Source organism: Kitasatospora sp. NPDC022856 (assembly GCF_055561235.1).
This window is the reverse complement of the sequence record NZ_JBVHHE010000002.1, coordinates 366,031-384,084: the sequence shown is the minus strand read 5'-3', so window position 1 is coordinate 384,084 and position 18,054 is coordinate 366,031. Positions and strand designations below refer to the sequence as shown.

Below are 18,054 nucleotides of genomic sequence, written 5' to 3'. Positions count from 1 at the left end.
ATGTTCCGCTGGCCCAGCCGCTGATGCCCCTACCCCTGTGAGTCGGCGGGCCAGAATCTTGGCGGGGCGCTGGCAGGATCCACGATCCGCAAGCGGCTCTGCTGGGACGGGTCGACCGCATTCAGCGAGATCAGGCGCTGGCTGTCTGCCTGTTCAAGTTCAGCCAAGGCGTGGGGCAGGCCGGCACACACAGTGGCGATAGCTGCACCGAGACCCACCAACCCGCCGTGCTTGTGATTCTGGCGGTACTCGATGCGATGCACGCCTGACTCGGCGATGGCGACTACTTCGAGTGGGCGACTGAGTTGCTTCGTGTCATTCGTGACAACGATCTGAAAGCCGTCCGCTGCCGCACGCGCATAGAGGTCGACATCCCGGGTCCCCGCCCAGCCGCTGAGTTCGGCTACGTGCTCGACGGCATGGTGCTTCAGGAGTAAGCGCACGATCCGTGCCATGGGAAGCGGCACATTCTCGTCGAGCAGTAGCTTCAAGACGCCGCCTGCCGGATTTCCGCATCCTCGTAACTGTCGACATAGTCGGCGAAGTCCGCTGCGTCGCGAGCTGCCTCTGCTGTTACGCCCGGGTAGTACTCGCCGATCTGCTCAGGTGGCACGCCGTCCCGTAGGAGAGCGGCGACCTCTGTCGCCGGGATGCGCGTCCCCTCGACGACCGGCTCGCCACCTCGCACGGCAGGGTCGATAGACACGTGCGGCCGGGGTTCAAGGAGGTCCGGGATTCGTCGACCGCCACGGTAGAAAGGCGCAAGCACGTCCACCATGTCGTGGATGACGACATTGCCTTTGCTCCGCACGAGGTCCACTGCGTGGTCCGGGTCTGCCAGGTAGATCGTGTCACCGCCCGCGACCAGCCGGTAGGCCGAGAGGTGTTCCCGTTCGTCGAGGCCCTCGCGCAACGTGCTCAGCGCCCGCCTGATCTTCTGGAGGGATGCCTCCTCGCGAAGCCGGACACAGGCTCGGAGAGCGACCACGTCGCGAAAGGAGTAGAGGATCGGACGAGAGGTCGAGATCTCCGGCACCAGGACAGCGCCGCGCTCCCCGGTGGCCCGCCGCCAGTGCGACAGCTGCCGCAGAGTCGCACCGGACAACGCGGCAGCCAGTTTGGGCTCGTACGACATGCGGCACCTCCTTGGCTCCAGACGACGATCCGACGCTACTTCATCGTCCCGTACCGGCATCAGGCTCGCCAGCATTTCACCCGGATGAGGCCGCCAGGACGCGCGGTGCTCTCGTGAGCTTTCGCCGACGGCCGCCGGCAGCGAGTTCGCTGAGGCGCTCACCGATCACGGAGACGCCCGGGCGGGGCTCCTGCTCGTAGTACCAGGGCTTGCGCAGGCGCAGCAGCTCCTCGCCGTGCTCGTCCCAGGTGAATCCGGGCTTCCGCAACAGCTTCCGGAACACCTCGTCGACGGTCTCCGGGTGGGCGGCGGCCAGGCGGCGGAGCGGCAGCGGTGCAATCGACTCCTCACGCAGGTACACGCGCAGCAGGTCCTGGCGCCGCCTGCGGCCCGGGAGGGCCGGATCGGCGAAGAGGTCCCGCAGCATCCCGTAGTCCGGGTAGAAGTTGAGCCCGTCGACTTCGTCATAAATGGCACCGACCGTTTCCGATTCCGCGAGTCCTCGCGGCAGTTCGAAGGCCGGGAAGGCCAGGCCGGGGAGCCGCCTGCCCTGGGCCCGGTCGGGATGCTCGGCGACGGCGGCTTCCTGCCGGTGCCGGTAATAGGCGTTGAGCCGCTCCTCGGTTTCGGCAGGGGGAAGGACCAGTTCGTCGCTGCCGCAGAACTCGATGAACGCGGTTCGGTCCTCTCGCATCGAGCGCCATCCCTGCTCGATCTTCTCGGGGTTGCGGAAGACCATTGAGGGCTGTTCGGCGGCCAGTTGGAGCGCCGCCTGGGCGATCTCGGTGGCGCTGGACTTCGGGTAGGACGACATCATTCCGGAGATCAGCCACGCGCCGTCGACCGAGTGGACGGGCACCAGGCAGGTGTGCAGGAATCCCCCCTTGGACACTCCGTGGAAGGCCACCCGCCCGACGTTCGAGTACGTGCGGTACTCCAGGTCGTCGATCAGGTTCAGCAGGACGACGGCATCCCCGTCCTTGCGCCGGATCTCGAAGATGCCCTCGACCGGGTCACGCCAGCCGAGAAGCATCTCCCGATCCGCCCCGGTCAAGCCCCGTCGTCCGGCGACGAACCGGTCCACCACGGTCGAACCGTCCGGCAAGCGGTACCGCAGGATGAAGTTGTCGATGATCCGGATCGCATCGCCTTCCTCCAACTGCCGCTGGGGCCCCGCGGCCTCCAGGAGGAGGGGCGTCAACCACCGGTCGAAACGCGCGCTCTGGGCGAAGGCGACGAGTTCACCCTTCAGTTCGGAGCTTCGCTCGATCAGGTCTCGCAACGATGCCTCATCCTCGTTCCGTACCACGACAGCCATTCAAGCCCTCTCGATCTTGAAAGTTCCGGCGCTCACTGCATCCAGTAGTAGCGGTACGCCTCGACCCACTCCGCTCCGTCCGGAGCCGGTTCCGGCGACTGAAGGTCCAGCAATCCGATCGTCTGCCGGAACTCACCGCGGGTGCACAGGGCGACGATCCTTCCGTCCAGTGAAAGGTCGATGCCACGCACGGTCACCTCGGCGCCCAGCACCGAGGTGCTGAACGGCACCGCCAGGTTCTCCTCGACGGCGGTGAACAGAGCCGACAGCTCCTCGTGCTCGTCGTAGGTGTCGACCGTCGCTTCCTCGACCAGCGCGGCCAGTTCTCGCCTGCTCAACGTGCCCACGGCGCCACGCTAGCGGACCTGCTCGTGCCGACTTGCGGGCGGTCCGAAGTCCCGTCGACCCGCGCGCGTATCGTCACTGCATGCGCTTGAGTACCGTTATCCTCCCCATCCACCGGTGGAGCGAGGGGCAGAAGATCTGGCGGCGGGCCGAGGACCTCGGGTTCCATGCCGCCTACACCTACGACCACCTGTCCTGGCGGTCGTTCCGGGACGAGCCGTGGTTCGGGGCGGTGCCGACGCTGACGGCGGCCGCGACGGCGACCGAACGCCTGCGGCTGGGCACGCTGGTGACCTCGCCCAACTTCCGGCACCCGGTCACGCTGGCGAAGGAGATCGTGTCGCTGGACGACGTGTCCGGCGGGCGCCTCACGCTCGGGATCGGGGCCGGCGGGACGGGGTTCGACGCGACGGCGATGGGCCAGGAGGCGTGGTCGCCGAAGGAGCGGGCGGACCGGTTCGGGGAGTTCCTGCCGCTGCTGGACGAGCTGCTGCGCGAGGACGCCACGACCCGCGGGGGCACGTACTACTCCGCGGTCGAGGCGCGGAACATCCCCGGCTGCGTGCAGCGGCCGCGGGTGCCGTTCTACGTCGCCGCGACCGGACCGCGCGGACTGCGGCTGGCGGCGGAGCACGGGCAGGGCTGGGTGACGTACGGGGACCCGAAGGGGCCGGCGGACGTGCCGGTGGCGCAGGCGCCCGCCGTGATCGCCGCGCAGATCGCGAAGCTGACCGCCGCCTGCGAGGTGCGCGGCCGGGACGCGGCGGAGCTGGAGAAGGTGCTGCTCCAGGGCTCGACGGCGGAGAAACCGCTCGCCTCGCTGGACGCGTTCGTGGACTGGGCGGGCACCTACCGGGAGCTGGGGATCACCGAGCTGGTGATCCACTGGCCGGTGCCGGGCTCGATCTTCGAGAACGACCTGGCCGTCTTCGAGAAGATCGCCACCGAGGGCCTCGCCCAGCTGGGGTGAACCGGAGCCGGCCACCGCGGGTGCGGTGGCCGGCCGGTGGCCGTCACGGGTGCGGGCGGGTGCGCTGGGTGGGGACGTGCGGGGTCGCGTCCGGGGTGGTGCGCCGGGCCAGCTCGGCGAGGGTGTCGAAGATGAAGTCGCCGATCAGGACCGGGTCGCGCGTCTCGCGCGGGGCGTCCGGCGGGGTGGTCGGTGGGCGCTCGTCTCGGGCGTGGCGAGTTCGCATGGCTCTTCCTGCCGACGGGGTGGCCGGGATCAGTCATGCCCGGGAAGAGGAAGCAGGACACCCGGCACGGTGCGGGAACGGCCGGAAAGAACGGCTCGGGGGCCGAAATACGGTGCGGCGGCGGGCGCTTACGCCGATCGGATACCGGCCGGGGGTATTGTCTCGCCCGTGGCGGCGGGCGAACAGCGCAGCGGGGGACGCGGCCGGGCGGCGGCCCGGCCGCTGCTGCTCTGCGCGCTGCTCGCCGGACTCTTCCTGATGCACGGCTCGCCCACGGCGCCGGGCGGTTGCCACCGGCCCGCGGCCGTCGCGGTCGCGGGCTCGGCGGGCCACCGCGCACCGGTCGCCCACCACGCCGCCCCCGCGGACGCCCCGAGGCTGGACGGGCGGCCGGCGCCGGACGCGGCTCCGCAGGCCGTCCCCTGCGTGTCGGCCCGGGACCGGGAGGACGCCGGCCTCCCGGCGGCCGCCCCGCTCGCGGCCGGGGCCGCGGCCGTGCTCCCCACCGTCCGGATGCCCTCGGCCCCGCGGGAGCGGCGGACCACCGGGCCGCGGGCACCGCCCGACGCCGGACGCCGGCTGCTGCTCCGGGTGTGCGTCGCACGGACGTGACCGGGCCCGCGCCGGAGACCCCGTACAGGGGCTCCGGGCGCGCCGCGTCCTGCTCGCACCCACCGGAAGAGAACCGACCAGATGTCCCTCAGCACCCGTACCCGCACCCGCACCCTGGCGCTCACCGCAGGCGCCGCCGTCCTCGCCCTCGCCCTGACCGCCTGCGGCTCCGCCGCGACGGGCGGCACGGGCGGCACGGACCGCGCCGACGGCATGACCGGCGGCCACGGCATGGCCGGGATGGACCACGGCGCCGCGAGCACCGCGGCCACCACGGCCGCCCCCGCCGCCGGGGCCCCCGCCGCCGAGCGCAACGGCTACCGCCTCACCTCGGCCGTCGACACGCTCCCGGCCGGGGCTCCCGCCGAGTACCGGTTCACCGTGACCGGCCCGGACGGCGCCCCGGTCACCGCGTACGAGACCGACCAGACCAAGCGGATGCACTTCTACGCGATCCGCTCCGACCTGACCGGGTTCCAGCACCTGCACCCCGAGATGGCCGCCGACGGCACCTGGACCGCCCCGCTGGCCGCGCCCGCCGCCGGCACCTGGCGGGTCTACGCCTCGTTCGTCCCGGACAACGGCGCCGGAAAGGGCGCCGGCCTGGTGCTCAGCCGGACGGTGGACGTCCCGGGCAGCGGTGCGGCGGCCGACGCGCCGCTGCCCGCCGCCACCGGCACCACGACCGTGGACGGGTACACCGTCACCGTCGAGGGCGCCCCGGCGGCCGGGCGGGCGGGCGAGCTGAAGGTCACCGTCGCCAGGGACGGCAGGCCGGTCACCGACCTCCAGCCGTACCTGGAGACCTTCGCCCACCTGACCGCCTTCCACGCCGGCGACCAGGCCTTCGCGCACCTCCACCCGCAGGCGCGGGCCGAGGCGGGCAGCACCGGCGGCCCGACGCTGTCCTTCCACGCCGAACTGCCGGCCGGCGGGGACTGGCGGCTCTTCCTCCAGTTCATGACCGGCGGCACGCTGCACACCGCCGCGCTGACCCTGCGGGTCGGCTAGCGGGCCGAGCCGTCAGGAGGTCACCGTCGCGGCGGTGACCTCCCGACGGCGGTAGGCGAAGATGGAGCGGTGACCACTCCCCGCACCGCCCCCCGCCTGATCGCCACCGACCTTGACGGCACCCTGCTGTGCGCCGGCGGCACCGTCTCCGAGCGGACCGCCGCCGCGCTGGCCGCCGCCGAGGCGGCCGGGGTCCAGGTGGTCTTCGTGACCGGTCGGCCGCCGCGCTGGATGCAGCAGGTCAGCAGCCACATCGGCGGCCACGGCGTGGCGATCTGCTCCAACGGCGGCGCGGTGGTCGACGTGCGGCGCGGCGAGCTGCTGGAGTCTTTCCCGCTCGGCGCGGAGGCCGCGCTGGCGGTGGTGACGGCGCTGCGGGCGAAGCTGCCCGGTACCGCCTTCGCCTTCGAGTACCCGGCCGGGTTCGCCCGCGAGCCCGGCTACGAGGTGCGGATGTGGGGCCAGGACGAGAACCACCCGATCGGCCCGGCCGAGGAGCTGCTCGGCGCCGGGGGGCCGGTCACGGGCCTGTTCAAGCTGCTGGCGAAGCACCCGGACCTCGACCCCGACAAGCTGCTCTCGGTGGCCCGCGAGGCGGCCGGGCACCTCGCCGAGATCACCCGGTCCGCGCCGATCCCGCTGCTGGAGATCAGCGCGCCCGGCGTCACCAAGGCGAGCACGCTGGCCCGCTGGTGCGCCGGGCGCGGGATCGACCGGAGCGAGGTGGTGGCCTTCGGCGACATGCCGAACGACCTGGAGATGCTGGCCTGGGCCGGTACCGCGTACGCCGTGGCCAACGCGCACCCGCAGGTGCTGGCGGCGGTGCCGCTGCACACGGTGAGCAATGAGCTGGACGGCGTCGCGGCGGTGCTGGAGCGGCTGCTCGGCCACTGAGCCGAAACACGAAGGCGCCGCGAAGGGGCCGCGAAGGGGCCGCGAAGGGGCCGCGAAGGGGCCGCGAAGGGGCCGCGAAGGGGCCGCGAAGGGGCCGCGAGGAGGCCGGGAACGCGCGGAGGCCGGGCCGGACCGGCATCCCGCCGCTCCGACCCGGCCGGGCCCGGCCGGGCGGTCCGGCTACCCGAAGCGGCCGTTGACGTAGTCCGCGGTCCGCTGGTCCCGCGGATCGGTGAACAGCTGCTCGGTCGGTCCGGCCTCGACGATCCGCCCCGGGGTGTCGTGGGTGGCCAGGAAGAACGCGCAGGACTGCGAAACGCGCTGCGCCTGCTGCATGTTGTGGGTCACGATCACGATGGTGAGCCGCCCCCGCAGCTCCGCGATGGTCTCCTCCACCCGGCGGGTCGAGGTGGGGTCGAGCGCCGAGCACGGCTCGTCCATCAGCAGGATGTCCGGCGAGACGGCCAACGACCGGGCGATGCACAGGCGTTGCTGCTGCCCACCGGAGAGCGCGCCGCCCGGGGTGTGCAGCCGGGTGGCGACCTCGTCCCAGAGGCCGGCCCGCCGCAGGCTGCTCTCCACCAGGTGCTCGCGCTCCTCCTTGGAGACCTTGATGCCGGCCAGCTTCAGCCCGCTGGAGACGTTGTCCTGGATGGACATCGCCGGGAACGGGTTGGGCCGCTGGAACACCATCCCGATCCGCCGCCGGACCTCGGCGGGCCGCCGGCCGGGCCGGTACACGTCGTCGCCGTCCAGCAGCACCTCCCCGGCGAGCTGCGCGCCACGGACCATCTCGTGCATCCGGTTGAGGATCCGCAGGTAGGTGGACTTGCCGCAGCCGGAGGGGCCGATCAGCGCGGTGACCTCCCCGGCGGGCATGCCGAGCGAGACCCGCTCCAGCACCTTGTGCGAGCCGAACCAGGCGGAGACGTCCCTGGTCTCCAGGCCGGCCAGCGGGGCGCCGGCGGCGTCCGCCGGGTGGACGGGCGGCAGGGTCAGCGTGGTCTCGCTCGCGGAGCCGCCCCGGTCGAGCGGGGCGAACGGGTCGAGCGGGGGTACGTCGGTCATCGGTGCATCCGTCATCGGTACGGTCCTCCGGGCGCGCTTCAGTAGAGGTTGGGCAGCAGGGCGGCGGCGTTCTCGTACACGGCCCAGAGGATCGCGGCGATCACCGGCGCGATGCTGAGCCAGGCGGCCGAGCGGCGCCAGATCCGGGCCAGCAGGATCGCGGCGACCACCGCGCCCAGCAGCCCGAGCGACCACAGCTGCAGCGTGGCCAGCGCGCCCTTGTCGGCGGCCAGCGCCTTGTCGTACGGCACGGTGGCGGGGCGCCCGCCGGGGTTGACCTCCGGGTCGCCGTCCAGCCGGGCGCCGATCATCACCGTCGAGCCGGGGATCCAGTCGGAGTCCCCGGTGACCAGTACCAGCCGGTTGCGGACCGGGTCGCTGATCGGGTGGTCGCCGTCCCCGTACACGTTGACGGTGTAGGTGAACCTGCCCTGCCCGGTGGTCGCCTCGATCCGGTCGCCGACCCGGAGCCTGGACAGCTCGGCGAACGGCGCGCCGAAGGTCGCCCCGCGGCCGAACACCACCGCGACCCCGCTCTGCCCGGGCAGCGCGGTGTCCCGGCGGTGGCCGGGCCCGCGCATCAGGTCCCGGCCGGTGGTGCCCTCCACCACGACGGCCCCGTGCAGACCGATCGCCGGGATGTCGAGCAGCGCGACCGGGTCCCCGTCGGCGGCGCCGCCGGTCGGCGCGACCGCCTTGGCCAGCTGGTCCCGGAAGGTCTTGTACGCGGTCGACTGGTAGTGCCGCTGCTGGAGGTGCGAGAGCGTGAAGAGGTACCCGACGAATCCCATCGTGAGCGCCGCCAGCAGGCTGACCGCCCAGGCCCCCTGGAGGAACCGCCGCCGGGCCGGCCGGGCGGCGCCGGGGCCCGCCCCGGCCGCCCTCGGGTCCGGGGCGGGCGCCGCGGCGGCCGGCGCGGCCGGGGTGCCGGGGGCGGGGGGCGCCGGCTTCTCCAGCGCCGGGGCGGTCACGACCGGCCGCCGGCGGAGTTGCGGCGCCGCATCAGACGGCGGCCGAGCAGCGGCGGGACGAGCACGACGGCGAGCAGTTCGAGCGCGGTCAGGGTGGACAGCATCCAGTCGTCCGGCCGCCCGTCGACGGCGACCACGTTGGCCGTGACCTCGCCGGCGGCGGCGCGGCCGCGCGCGACCACCTGGCCGGTCTGCGGGTCGACGACGTCCTCGGCCGCGGCCTGGTCGCCCTCGGTGCCGGTGCCCGCGGCCGGGTCGACCGCGCCGGGCTGGTCGGCAGTGCCGCCGGTGCCGCCCCCGGCGGTCCCCCCGGCCCCCGCCGCGCCACCGGTGCCCCCGGTGCCGGACGATCCGCTGCCGGTGCCGCTCGCCGAGGGGGTCTTCCCCGCCCCGCCGCTCGCGCCGCCGCCCGTCCCGCCGGTGGCGGAGCCGGCGCCCCCGGTGGCGGAGCCGCCGGTGCCGGAGCCCGAGCCGGACCCGGACTTGACCGCCTGGCCGCCCTGCACGGTGCAGTCCAGCGGGGCGCCCTTGGCGTCGCACGGGCTGGGCTGCGGGGCGTTGTCCAGCACGGTCAGCCGGCCGGCCGAGTTGAAGGTCGGGTTGGCGCAGTTGGAGAGGGTGTTGGCGTCGACCGGGCTGGCGTTGCCGGGGATGTGCTGGGTCTGCAGCAGCCCGCCGCGGACCAGGTTGCGCGGGATCGGGGAGTAGCCGAGGCCGTCCGCCTCGCCCTGGCCCTCGCAGAGCACGTAGGCGAGGAAGCGGCTGAGGGCGCTGCCCTTGTCGTTGGTGAAGCGCGGCGGCGGCGGGAGGGCCGCCCCGGCCCGCGGCACGATGAGGTAGCTGTAGCTGGAGAGCGGGTACGACCTCGGGTCGTTCATCGAGTAGACGCCGTCGAGGTTCTGCTGGAGGTAGTCCGGGTCGTCGGCGGCGGTGCTGTCGTCCACGCCGCGGATCTTGGCGGCGGTGAGTGCGACGGCGACGTTGGAGGCGGTCGGCAGGGTGTAGTAGCCGGCCGGGTTGAGCACCTTCACGACCGGCCAGTTGCTGCGCTTGGCGAAGGCGTACTCGTCGTAGCCGATGGTGCCGAGGCCGGACGGGGCCTTGATGTAGCCGGCCACGACGTCGGAGCCGTTCTGCGCGGTCATCCGGCCCGACGGCGGGAAGAACTCGGTGTAGTCACCGCAGCTGACGCCGTTGACGCTCTTGCAGTACTCCTCCCACTGCGCGCCGTGGGTGTGGCTCATCCAGCGGGTGAACTGGGCGGTCGCGCCGGAGCCGTCGGAGCGGACCACCGGGGTGATCGGGAGGCTCGGCAGGGCCTTGCCGTAGTCCGCGGTGATCTTCGGGTCGTTCCAGTTGGTGATCTTGTTGGTGAAGATGTCGACCACGGTCTGCGGGGAGAGCCGCAGGTCGCGGACCTGCTTGCCGGCGACGACCAGGTTGTACATGAAGGTCGTCCCACCGGCGGTGATCGGCACGTAGGAGAAGCCGTACCGGGGGTTCTCGGCCTTGCCGGAGCCGCCCGCCTGGCCGGCCTGGCCGAGGCCGGTGTCGGTCTGCGAGCGGAACGGCACGTCGGAGGCGGTGAAGTCGTCCTGGCCGATGCTCCACTGGTTGCGGCCGGCCGCCGACCCGATCGGGTTGAAGTTGATCTGGATGCCCTGCGGAGCGACGTCCTGGCGCCACTGGTCGATGGCCGGGCCGGCCCAGCTGGAGCCGTCGGCGTTGAGCGCGGTGGCCGCGAAGGCGGGGGTGCTCTGCCCCAGCAGGAGGGAGCCCGCGGCGAGGATCAGGGACAGCAGCACGGCGAACGTGCGTGCCACGGGGCGGCTTGCGGCCTCCCACGACATGGGAACTCCTCTGGTACTGAGGGCGTTTGGGCGGGACATCAGTGCTCCCCGAGGGCGGTGGCCACGCCGGCGGGCCGGGCGGCGGTACGGGCGGCGGCCGCGGTCGAGGGCCGGGCGGAGCCCCGGTGCCCGCCCCGGGCGGAGGCCTCGGCGACGGCGGCGGCGCGGTCGATCCGGCGCTTCTGGCGGCGCGTCAGCTGACCCGGCTTGCGGCCGCCGACGACGCGGGCGGTGACGAACAGGACGAGCACCACGATCATCAGGGTCAGCGCGGCGGCGAAGGCGCGCGCGATCATGTCGGGGTAGGGCTGCTTGACGTAGTTCCAGATGTACAGCGGCAGCGAGACCTGGTGCTCGCTGAACGGATTGCCGTTGAACTGCGAGGTGAACCCCGAGGTCAGCAGCACCGGGGAGGTCTCGCCGACGCCGCGCGCCATGCCGAGCACCACGGCCGTCACCAGTCCGGGCCGGGCGGTCGGCAGCACCACGTTCCAGACCGTGCGCCACTGGCTGCCGCCGAGTGCGTACGAGGCCTCCCGCAGCGTGCCGGGCACCAGCCGGATGACCACCTCGGCGGCCCTGGTGACGATCGGCATCATCATCACGGTGAGGGCCAGCGAGGCCGCGAAGCCGCTCTTCTCGAAGCCGAAGGTGATGATCACGACGCCGAGGATGAACAGGCCCGCGACGATCGACGGCAGCGCGGTCATCGCCTCGACCAGGGTCCGCACCGGCCGGGCCATCCGGCCGCCGACCTCGGACATGAAGACCGCCGCCGCGATGCCCAGCGGGACCGCGAACAGCGTGGCCAGGCCGAGCTGTTCGAGCGAGCCGACCAGCGCGTTGAGCGCGCCGCCCGAGGTGATCGGGGAGAGCGGGGCGGTGTGGTCCATCGACTCGGTGAAGAAGTTGAGGTGCCGGGCCGCGTCGTAGCCGCGCACCAGCACGTAGCCGATCTGGTCGGCGATCAGGCCGACGACCAGCAGTCCGGAGCTCCAGGCGACGACCGAGACCAGCCGGTCCCGGACCATCAGCGGGTTCCACTGGAGGCGGCCGATGGCGAAGTAGCCCACCAGGAACAGGGCGTACCAGCAGAGCAGGAAGCCCTGCGCACCGCTGAACGGCAGGATCCGCTCGTAGAGCATCCAGTCCAGGGCGAGCGAGCCGACCAGCGCACCGACCAGGGTCAGCACGTCCTCGCGGGTGAAGCCGCCGAGCCGGACCCGCTTCTCGGGGCGCGGCGCGGCGGCGGCCGCGGGTGGGTCGGCCGGCGCGGCCACGGTGGCCGGGGGCAGGTCGAGGGTGGTCATCGGGCGGTCCCTTCACGGCGGAGCGGCAACGGGCGGCGCGGTGACGGGCGGCCCGGCAACGGGCGGCGCGGCGACGGGCGGCGGGTGGCGGAGTGGGCCATGGTCAGTCCGCCGTCGAAGCGCCGGAGCGGGACCGGTTGATCACGAAGCCGGCGCCCAGGTTGACCAGCAGGGTGAGTGCGAAGAGCACCAGGCCGGCCGCCATCAGCGCGGAGAGCGAGAGCTCGTCCGACTCGCCGAAGCGCAGCGCGATCAGCGCCGAGATGGAGTTGGCGCCGTTCTCCAGGATGTGGCTGATGGCCTTGAAGTTCGGCGAGATGATGAGCGCGACGGCGATCGTCTCGCCCATCGCCCGGCCGAAGCCCAGCATCACCGCGCCGATCACACCGCCGCGGCCGAACGGCAGCACCACCGCGCGGACCATCCCCCACCGGGTCGAGCCCAGCGCGTACGCGCCCTCCCGCTCGCCCTGCGGGGCCTGCGAGAACACCTCCCGGCTGAGCGAGGCGACGATCGGGATGATCATCAGCGAGACGACCACCCCGGCGATGAAGGTGGAGGAGGTGTAGGAGGTCCCGATGTCGCCGGTGCGCACCTTGAGGAAGGGGATCGCGTCGCCCAGGTGGTTGGTCAGCCAGCGGACGAAGCCGATGATGCGCGGCTGGAGGAAGAACAGCCCCCAGAGGCCGTAGACGATGCTGGGGATCGCGGCCATCAGGTCGATGAGCGAGACCAGCGTCGCCCGCAGCCTGGTCGGCGCGTACTCGGAGATGAAGATCGCCGTGGTCAGCGCCACCGGCACGGCGATCACCAGGGCGATCACCGCGATCAGCAGGCCGTTCGGCAGGACGGCGGCGATCCCGAAGTTGTGGGCCTGGGTCTGCCACTTCTGCTCGGTGAGGAAGGACCAGCCCACCTCGCCCAGCGCGTTCGCGCCGCGCAGGATCAGGAAGAACGCGATCAGTCCCATGATCGCGAAGACGGAGAGGCCCGCCACCCTCAGCACTCCCCGGAACACCCGGTCTCCGGGCGTGGCGGGGGCGGTGATGACGCGGGGGACATCGGGTTCTGGTGGACGTGGAGCCCCGGCGTACGGTGCCGCGGGCTCGGCGGCGGCTGTCATGGTCTGCTCTCCGGCGCGCTCGGTACGGAAGTACTCGGTACAGGGGAGGCCCCGGGCCGTGCGCCCGGGGCGGAGGACCCGGCGGGGCCGTGACGGCGGCCCCGCCGAGCCGGTGCGACCGCTGGATCAGGGCCGGCGGCGCACCCGCGCCCAGGTCCGGCCCACGGCGGAGACGGCGCGTTCGCCGGCGGGCGTGCCGCCGAGGAAGAGCGCGGCGGGGCCGCCGATCAGCAGCACCAGACCCGCGATCACCGCGATCGGCAGCAGCAGCCGGGCGGTGCCGGCGCGGTCGGCCGCCGGGGAGCCGGCGGCGACCGGAGCGGCCGCGAGCGGGCCCGCCGAAGCGCCCGGCGTGGCGGTGGCCTTGGCCCCGCCGGCCGCGGCGGCCGGAGCCCCCGCGCCGCCGGTGGCCGCGCCACCGGTGCCGCCCGCGCTCGCGGTGCCCCCGGTGCCGGTCCCGCCGGCACCGCCGACGGCGCCGTCGCCGAGCCCGCCGGTGCCGGAGCCGGCGCCGGTGGACGAGCCGCCGGTGCCGGTGCCGGTGCCGGTGCCGTCGCCGGTGACCGGGGTGGTGGTGACGCCGGTGCCGCCCGACTCGCCGCCGGTGGCGCCGCCGGCCCCGCCGGTCGTCCCGCCGTCACCGCCGGACGGGGTGGTCGGCGGCGGGGCGACCTGGTTGCCCGGCCACTTGTTGTCCTGCGTCTCCACGTGCTTCGCCGCGTCGAGCGTCTGCTGGCGCTGGGCACCGGTGAGGCTGAGGAAGCCCGGGGCGAGCTTGCCCGGCTCCACGCCGTAGACCTGGCCGCCGTTGGCGACGGTGGTCAGGAACCGGGTGATCGCGGGCGCCTTGTCCGCCGCCCCGCCGGTGGGCACCATCGCGTACTGGACGGTGGTCAGCGGGTAGGCCTGGGTGTCCCGGGCGAAGGCCGTGCCCGCGACGCCGTAGGGCAGCAGCTGGGTCCCGGTGGCGGCGTCGGTCGGCATGTCGCCGACCGCCGACTGGAACCCGTTGGTGGTCGGCGAGACGAAGCCGCCGGCCGGGTTGCGCAGGGTGGCCTCGGGCAGCGAGAAGGCCTTGGCCTGGGCGCTGTCCATGATCGCGAACAGCTTCCGCTCGCCGCGGGCCATCGGGTCGCACTTGAGGTGGTTGCCGGTGGCCGGGTCCGCCATCCAGAGCTGGCAGGTGGACCGGTTCTCCAGGATGGTCCGCAGCACCTGGGTGAGACCGCCGAGGACGGGGTTCCACTCGTACTGCCGCATCCGCTTGGCGGCCTCGCTGACGTCCGTCGGCCCGGTGAAGTCCTGCGGCTGGAGGGTGTCGGCCGGGTACCCGGAGTAGGCGCCCCGCTGGTAGAAGGTGTTCACCCGCATCCCCCACGGGTCGTCCTCGCCGTCCAGGAAGCGGACGGCCTCCGGGTCGGCGGCGATCCACGCGGTCAGCTGGTAGACGAGGTCCGTGGTGCCGCCGACGATGGTCGGCTCGAACTCCGCGGGCGTGCACGAGCGGGGCCAGTGCAGCCCGCTGCTCTCCGGGAACCGGTTGTACTGGAGGAAGTCCTCGTCCAGGAAGACGCAGCTGGGGTTGCCGCTCACCGACGCGACCGGGCTTCCCAGCGGCGCGTAGGACTGGGTGAGCAGTTTGGCCATCAGGCGCGGGGTCAGCTTCATGTCGCGGAGCTGGCGGCCGGTGTCCGGGTCGTCGACGAGGAAGACCGCCGAGATCCCGGTGGTGGCCAGCGGCGCGTAGACGTACGGCCGGGCCGGGGTCGCGGTGTCGGGGTACGCGGTCAGCGCGACGTCCACGCCGGCCGACCCGCCCAGGAACGCCGCCCTGGCCTGCGGCTCGCCGCCGGAGGAGGAGTACTGGAAGGCGAGCGGGGAGGACGCCAGGCAGAGGCCGGTCCGCCACTGCTGGACGGCCCGGTTGGCCATCTCCAGGCCGGCCGCCTTGAAGTCGGCGGCGCGGTTGTCGCAGTCGGCGGCGGTGGGCGAGAAGTGCAGCGGGACGACGGTCCGCTTCTCCCAGGCGCACTGCTCGCCGACCTGGTAGCCGGCGTACTGGTTGCCGTCCCACGCCCCGGCGTAGGCCTCCAGGCCGCCGTCGCTCGCGGTGTTGAAGAAGCCGTCCACGTCGCTGAGGTGGTCGGCGCAGTCGACCGCGCCGTTCCGTGCCTTGTACGGGTCCTGGGTGTCGCCGCCGTAGTTGGGCTCGACCACCAGGGAGCACGGGTGCGCGGCGTCACAGCCGAGCGAGGGGCTCTGGGTGGCGGTCCAGATCTCGATGGAGGTCTCGCCCGAGCCGTCGGCGCCCGTCGGCGCGATCGCCATGTTCGAGGGGAAGTCCGGCGTCGTGGTGCCCTCCGCCGGGGCCTTCTGGTTGAACCCCTTGCCACCGTCGGCGTTGTACAGCTTGCTGCCGTAGCAGTCGGTGATCTTGGGGTCGAGACCGCGGCACTGGTAGACCCGGACGGCGTAGAGCGCCTGCTTGGACCCCTTGGTGACGATGGTCAGCGGGGTGCCCGAGGTGTCGACGGTCGGGGTGAATCCGCTCCAGGAGACCTGCAGCACCTGGTTGGACAGGTTCTGGGTCTGCGCGACCGTCACGCTCCCCTCGGCGCCCTCCTCCCAGGTGTTCGGGTCCCACACCTTGGGGCCGGGCTTGGTCACGGCGGACGAGGTCGCCGCCGCGGCCTGCGACGACGTGCCGAGGCCGATGGGGGCCACGCCGAGCGCCACCACCACCGACCAGACGAGGGCGACCGCCGGCAACCTCCGGCGCCACCCCCCGCGTCTCGTACCGGGTAGTAGTCGGAGTCTCATGACGGGCACCTCCGTGCGAACGCGCACCGCCGTGACGCGGCGCGAGGTGGATCAGGCGGCGAGCAGGCCGGCGGTTCCGGTTCGCATCCATTCGGCCAGCCCTACATGGCCGGATCCGGTCGTACCGATGTACGAGACCACAACGCGACGACTCTGTAGCGGAGTTGGGAACTCCACCTGCGAACGGCGGGCCGGTGCCGTCGCACGGGCCCGCCGTTCCACCGAGCCGGTCGCAGGTGTCGGCTGCCGGTGGTGAAGCTCAGCTGCCGGTGGTGAAGCTCAGCGAGAAGTTGCCGATCGACTGGCCGGCCTTGAAGAAGGTGGTGTTCAGCTTGGTGTCCACGTACTGCGCGCCCTCGGCGTCGACCTTCAGGTCCGCGGCGGTCACCGTCTGGGTGGCGCCGGTGCGGGTGATGTCGGTCGTGCCGGCCGGGTCGAGCAGCGCCACCGGGGCGGTGCCGCCGACCGGGACCCCGGTGATCGCCCAGCTGTCGGCGCTGAACGCCAGCTGCTTGAAGACCGCGGTCTTGCCGGTGAACAGGTTGACGAAGAGCAGGCTGCCGCCCAGCTGGACGTTGCCGTAGTAACCCTGGAGGTTGACGTCGCCACCCGTCACCGGGAACGACGTGGAGAAGCCCGTGCTGGTGTCGTAGGACGGGGTGGCGGTGGGCAGCGGGATGACCACCAGGCCGTTCAGGGCGGAGTCCTTCAGGAAGGCGGTGCTCTCGTGCACCACCGCACTGCCGGTCGGGGCCGCGGGGGCGGCGTCGGCGGCAGCCGCACCGCTCATGCCGGTCACGGCGAGGACGACTGCGGCACCGGTGGCGGCAAAGCGGGCGCTGGTACGGGTCATGCTGAACTCCTTGGGAGAGGTGATGTGCTGGGTGGTGCGGGCGGTCGTTCGACCGCCCCGACGGCCTTCCTCCTCCGCACGGCCCGGCGGGCGGAGGATGCCGAAGTCGATGGGCGCCCGGCCGGCTCCGACAGGCACGAAGGGGTGCCCGGGTGTGGCCGGCGGCCACGGGCCGAAGCCCGTGGCCGCCGGATGGTGCGGGGTGTGATCAGCGGGTGTGATCAGCTGTGGGTGGTGCTGCCGCAGGCCGCCGCCGGGAGGGGCAGGAAGCCGTAGCTCTTGATGTCGTTGGTGCCGTTGGAGCAGATCCAGCCCGAGGGGCCGAAGATCGCGCGCAGCGCGGTGCCGTGGGCGTTGGTGGCGGTCCACTCGGCGTCACGGACGACGTTGTAGACCACGCGGCCGAACGCCGAGGCGGCGAACGGGGCGTTGATGGTGTTGGTGGTGGTGTTGACCGGCACCAGGGTGCCGACGTTGCGCAGGGTCAGGCTGGCCGGGGCGGAGGTCGGGGTGGAGTGGCCGCCCACGGTCTGGGACAGGTACGAGGCCACCGAGTACGGGAAGACGGTGTCGGCGCCTGCCAGGCGGGTGTCGACGCCCTCGTTCTCCTCCGGGCCGTCCTGGACGCAGCTGCCCACGGTCGGGTTGCCGATCGCGGTCAGGAAGAAGGCGCGGGTGCCGGAGCTCGCCTGCGGCAGCCAGGGCTTGATCGTGGCGTTGGTCAGCGAGGCGTTGATCTGCGTCCAGTTGGTGATGGAGCAGTCGTAGATGCCCTTGAGCTGGGCGGCGGTCAGGCTCGCCGGGGCGTGGCCGCCGGAGTTGGCGGACCAGGTCACCGCGTCCTTGGCGAACGCGACGAAGATGTCCGACGCCGGGTCGGTGGACTTCGGGGCGCGCGAGGAGCGGGCCACGTCCAGCGCGGAGCCGGAGGTGTTCAGCTCGGTGATGCCGGCGCCGGAGCCGTTCGGGCGGACGATCGAGGAGGCGCCCGACTTCAGCGTGATGTTCGTCGAGCCCGTGGCGTCCCAGCTGTAGTAGCGCGGCGAGGTGGTGTCGCCGATGCTCGTCAGGTAGGCGTTGTAGTCGGTCGAGAACCGGGTCGACACGGCCTGCGTGGTGTCGGAGCCCGCGCTCACGATGTCCTGGGCGGCCGGCGTCACGCTCGGGTCGGCGCTGGCGGTGCCGGCGGCGACGGTGGCGAGCGAGGTGGCGATGGCGGCGACGGCGAGCAGCTTGGCAGCGGTCTTGCGCATGTTCCTGTTCCTCCGGTGGGAGAGAGGTGCATCGCTTGCCCGGGCCCTGGTCGGGGGTCCGGGGCCGGTGGCCACATCCGCGGTGGCCGCTCCGGCAGAGCTGATCCTGTCGGGACGGGCTGTTCCCCCGGAAGGGCCGTCAGTGGCGGCCGGCGATTGTCGACTCATCGGTTCGGACAGGTTTAGTGACTGGTCAGCCCGGCCGCAGCGGGGTGGAAAGCCGCAGGTCGGAGGCCGATGACGTTCTTCTCCAGGTGGCGGCTCGGGGGGTTGCCGGAAACCTGCGCTTCACCGG

General features: G+C 72.8%; 17 protein-coding genes. 4 read left to right on the top strand and 13 right to left on the bottom strand.

What is annotated here, in order from left to right; genetic code table 11:
- Positions 1 to 29: 29 nt before the first annotated feature.
- The 4 genes from ACZ34W_RS04720 to ACZ34W_RS04705 all read right to left on the bottom strand — a co-directional run bounded on the left by ACZ34W_RS04720 (position 30) and on the right by ACZ34W_RS04705 (position 2,800).
- Entirely contained in the window at positions 30 to 491 is a 462-nt protein-coding gene (locus ACZ34W_RS04720) for a DUF5615 family PIN-like protein (protein ID WP_465601780.1), read from the bottom strand.
- Positions 488 to 1,135, bottom strand: a complete 648-nt coding sequence (locus tag ACZ34W_RS04715; RefSeq protein ID WP_465601776.1) for a DUF433 domain-containing protein — start codon at positions 1,133 to 1,135, stop codon at positions 488 to 490. Before ACZ34W_RS04715 ends, ACZ34W_RS04720 begins: the two co-directional genes overlap by 4 nt.
- Before the next feature lie 76 nt (positions 1,136 to 1,211).
- Positions 1,212 to 2,417: a hypothetical protein gene (locus tag ACZ34W_RS04710; RefSeq protein ID WP_465601772.1), complete on the bottom strand. Its 1,206-nt coding sequence runs from the start codon at positions 2,415 to 2,417 to the stop codon at positions 1,212 to 1,214.
- A 68-nt stretch (positions 2,418 to 2,485) separates the two neighbouring features.
- Complete coding sequence (locus ACZ34W_RS04705) at positions 2,486 to 2,800, bottom strand: hypothetical protein (protein WP_465601769.1); 315 nt, start codon at positions 2,798 to 2,800, stop codon at positions 2,486 to 2,488.
- An 80-nt stretch (positions 2,801 to 2,880) separates the two neighbouring features.
- Here ACZ34W_RS04705 and ACZ34W_RS04700 point away from each other — a divergent pair, with 80 nt between their 5' ends.
- The gene (locus ACZ34W_RS04700; RefSeq protein ID WP_465601766.1) at positions 2,881 to 3,768 is read left to right on the top strand and encodes an LLM class flavin-dependent oxidoreductase; all 888 of its coding nucleotides are present in this window, start codon (positions 2,881 to 2,883) and stop codon (positions 3,766 to 3,768) included.
- 43 nt (positions 3,769 to 3,811) lie between these two features.
- Here ACZ34W_RS04700 and ACZ34W_RS04695 read toward each other — a convergent pair whose 3' ends face one another.
- Positions 3,812 to 3,994: a hypothetical protein gene (locus ACZ34W_RS04695; RefSeq protein WP_329488919.1), complete on the bottom strand. Its 183-nt coding sequence runs from the start codon at positions 3,992 to 3,994 to the stop codon at positions 3,812 to 3,814.
- 168 nt (positions 3,995 to 4,162) lie between these two features.
- Between ACZ34W_RS04695 and ACZ34W_RS04690 the strand changes: the two genes are divergently transcribed.
- From ACZ34W_RS04690 to ACZ34W_RS04680, 3 genes are all read left to right on the top strand, one after another.
- Complete coding sequence (locus ACZ34W_RS04690) at positions 4,163 to 4,606, top strand: hypothetical protein (protein ID WP_465601763.1); 444 nt, start codon at positions 4,163 to 4,165, stop codon at positions 4,604 to 4,606.
- Positions 4,607 to 4,687: 81 nt separating this feature from the next.
- A complete protein-coding gene (locus tag ACZ34W_RS04685) occupies positions 4,688 to 5,617 on the top strand; it encodes a hypothetical protein (RefSeq protein WP_465601760.1) in 930 nt (309 codons plus the stop codon).
- 69 nt (positions 5,618 to 5,686) lie between these two features.
- Entirely contained in the window at positions 5,687 to 6,511 is an 825-nt protein-coding gene (locus tag ACZ34W_RS04680; RefSeq protein WP_329488916.1) for an HAD family hydrolase, read from the top strand.
- Between the two features lie 180 nt (positions 6,512 to 6,691).
- Here ACZ34W_RS04680 and ACZ34W_RS04675 read toward each other — a convergent pair whose 3' ends face one another.
- From ACZ34W_RS04675 to ACZ34W_RS04640, 8 genes are all read right to left on the bottom strand, one after another.
- Positions 6,692 to 7,579, bottom strand: a complete 888-nt coding sequence (locus tag ACZ34W_RS04675) for a phosphate ABC transporter ATP-binding protein (protein WP_329488915.1) — start codon at positions 7,577 to 7,579, stop codon at positions 6,692 to 6,694.
- A gap of 38 nt (positions 7,580 to 7,617) precedes the next feature.
- On the bottom strand, positions 7,618 to 8,550 hold the full coding sequence (locus ACZ34W_RS04670) for a class E sortase (protein WP_465601757.1): 933 nt from the start codon (positions 8,548 to 8,550) through the stop codon (positions 7,618 to 7,620).
- Entirely contained in the window at positions 8,547 to 10,373 is a 1,827-nt protein-coding gene (locus tag ACZ34W_RS04665) for a substrate-binding domain-containing protein (protein ID WP_465601754.1), read from the bottom strand. The genes ACZ34W_RS04670 and ACZ34W_RS04665 overlap by 4 nt, the downstream gene beginning before the upstream one ends.
- A gap of 65 nt (positions 10,374 to 10,438) precedes the next feature.
- Positions 10,439 to 11,710, bottom strand: coding sequence for a phosphate ABC transporter permease PstA (gene pstA / locus ACZ34W_RS04660; RefSeq protein WP_329488912.1), 1,272 nt, complete (start codon positions 11,708 to 11,710; stop codon positions 10,439 to 10,441).
- Positions 11,711 to 11,813: 103 nt separating this feature from the next.
- The gene (gene pstC, locus ACZ34W_RS04655; RefSeq protein ID WP_329488911.1) at positions 11,814 to 12,833 is read right to left on the bottom strand and encodes a phosphate ABC transporter permease subunit PstC; all 1,020 of its coding nucleotides are present in this window, start codon (positions 12,831 to 12,833) and stop codon (positions 11,814 to 11,816) included.
- Positions 12,834 to 12,959: 126 nt separating this feature from the next.
- Positions 12,960 to 15,602: a hypothetical protein gene (locus ACZ34W_RS04650; protein ID WP_465601749.1), complete on the bottom strand. Its 2,643-nt coding sequence runs from the start codon at positions 15,600 to 15,602 to the stop codon at positions 12,960 to 12,962.
- 310 nt (positions 15,603 to 15,912) lie between these two features.
- A complete protein-coding gene (locus ACZ34W_RS04645) occupies positions 15,913 to 16,506 on the bottom strand; it encodes a hypothetical protein (protein ID WP_465601746.1) in 594 nt (197 codons plus the stop codon).
- 221 nt (positions 16,507 to 16,727) lie between these two features.
- Positions 16,728 to 17,759 (bottom strand): PstS family phosphate ABC transporter substrate-binding protein, encoded by a 1,032-nt coding sequence (locus ACZ34W_RS04640; RefSeq protein WP_465601743.1) that lies wholly within the window; start codon positions 17,757 to 17,759, stop codon positions 16,728 to 16,730.
- Between the last annotated feature and the right edge of the window lie 295 nt (positions 17,760 to 18,054).

What these genes read in the sequence shown, in the direction of transcription:
- ACZ34W_RS04715 (WP_465601776.1), bottom strand. Translation starts at nt 1,135, where the DNA reads ATGTCGTACGAGCCCAAACTGGCTGCCGCGTTGTCCGGTGCGACTCTG.
- ACZ34W_RS04700 (WP_465601766.1), top strand. Translation starts at nt 2,881, where the DNA reads ATGCGCTTGAGTACCGTTATCCTCCCCATCCACCGGTGGAGCGAGGGG.
- ACZ34W_RS04695 (WP_329488919.1), bottom strand. Translation starts at nt 3,994, where the DNA reads ATGCGAACTCGCCACGCCCGAGACGAGCGCCCACCGACCACCCCGCCG.
- ACZ34W_RS04685 (WP_465601760.1), top strand. Translation starts at nt 4,688, where the DNA reads ATGTCCCTCAGCACCCGTACCCGCACCCGCACCCTGGCGCTCACCGCA.
- ACZ34W_RS04675 (WP_329488915.1), bottom strand. Translation starts at nt 7,579, where the DNA reads ATGACCGACGTACCCCCGCTCGACCCGTTCGCCCCGCTCGACCGGGGC.
- pstA (WP_329488912.1), bottom strand. Translation starts at nt 11,710, where the DNA reads ATGACCACCCTCGACCTGCCCCCGGCCACCGTGGCCGCGCCGGCCGAC.
- pstC (WP_329488911.1), bottom strand. Translation starts at nt 12,833, where the DNA reads ATGACAGCCGCCGCCGAGCCCGCGGCACCGTACGCCGGGGCTCCACGT.
- ACZ34W_RS04645 (WP_465601746.1), bottom strand. Translation starts at nt 16,506, where the DNA reads ATGACCCGTACCAGCGCCCGCTTTGCCGCCACCGGTGCCGCAGTCGTC.
- ACZ34W_RS04640 (WP_465601743.1), bottom strand. Translation starts at nt 17,759, where the DNA reads ATGCGCAAGACCGCTGCCAAGCTGCTCGCCGTCGCCGCCATCGCCACC.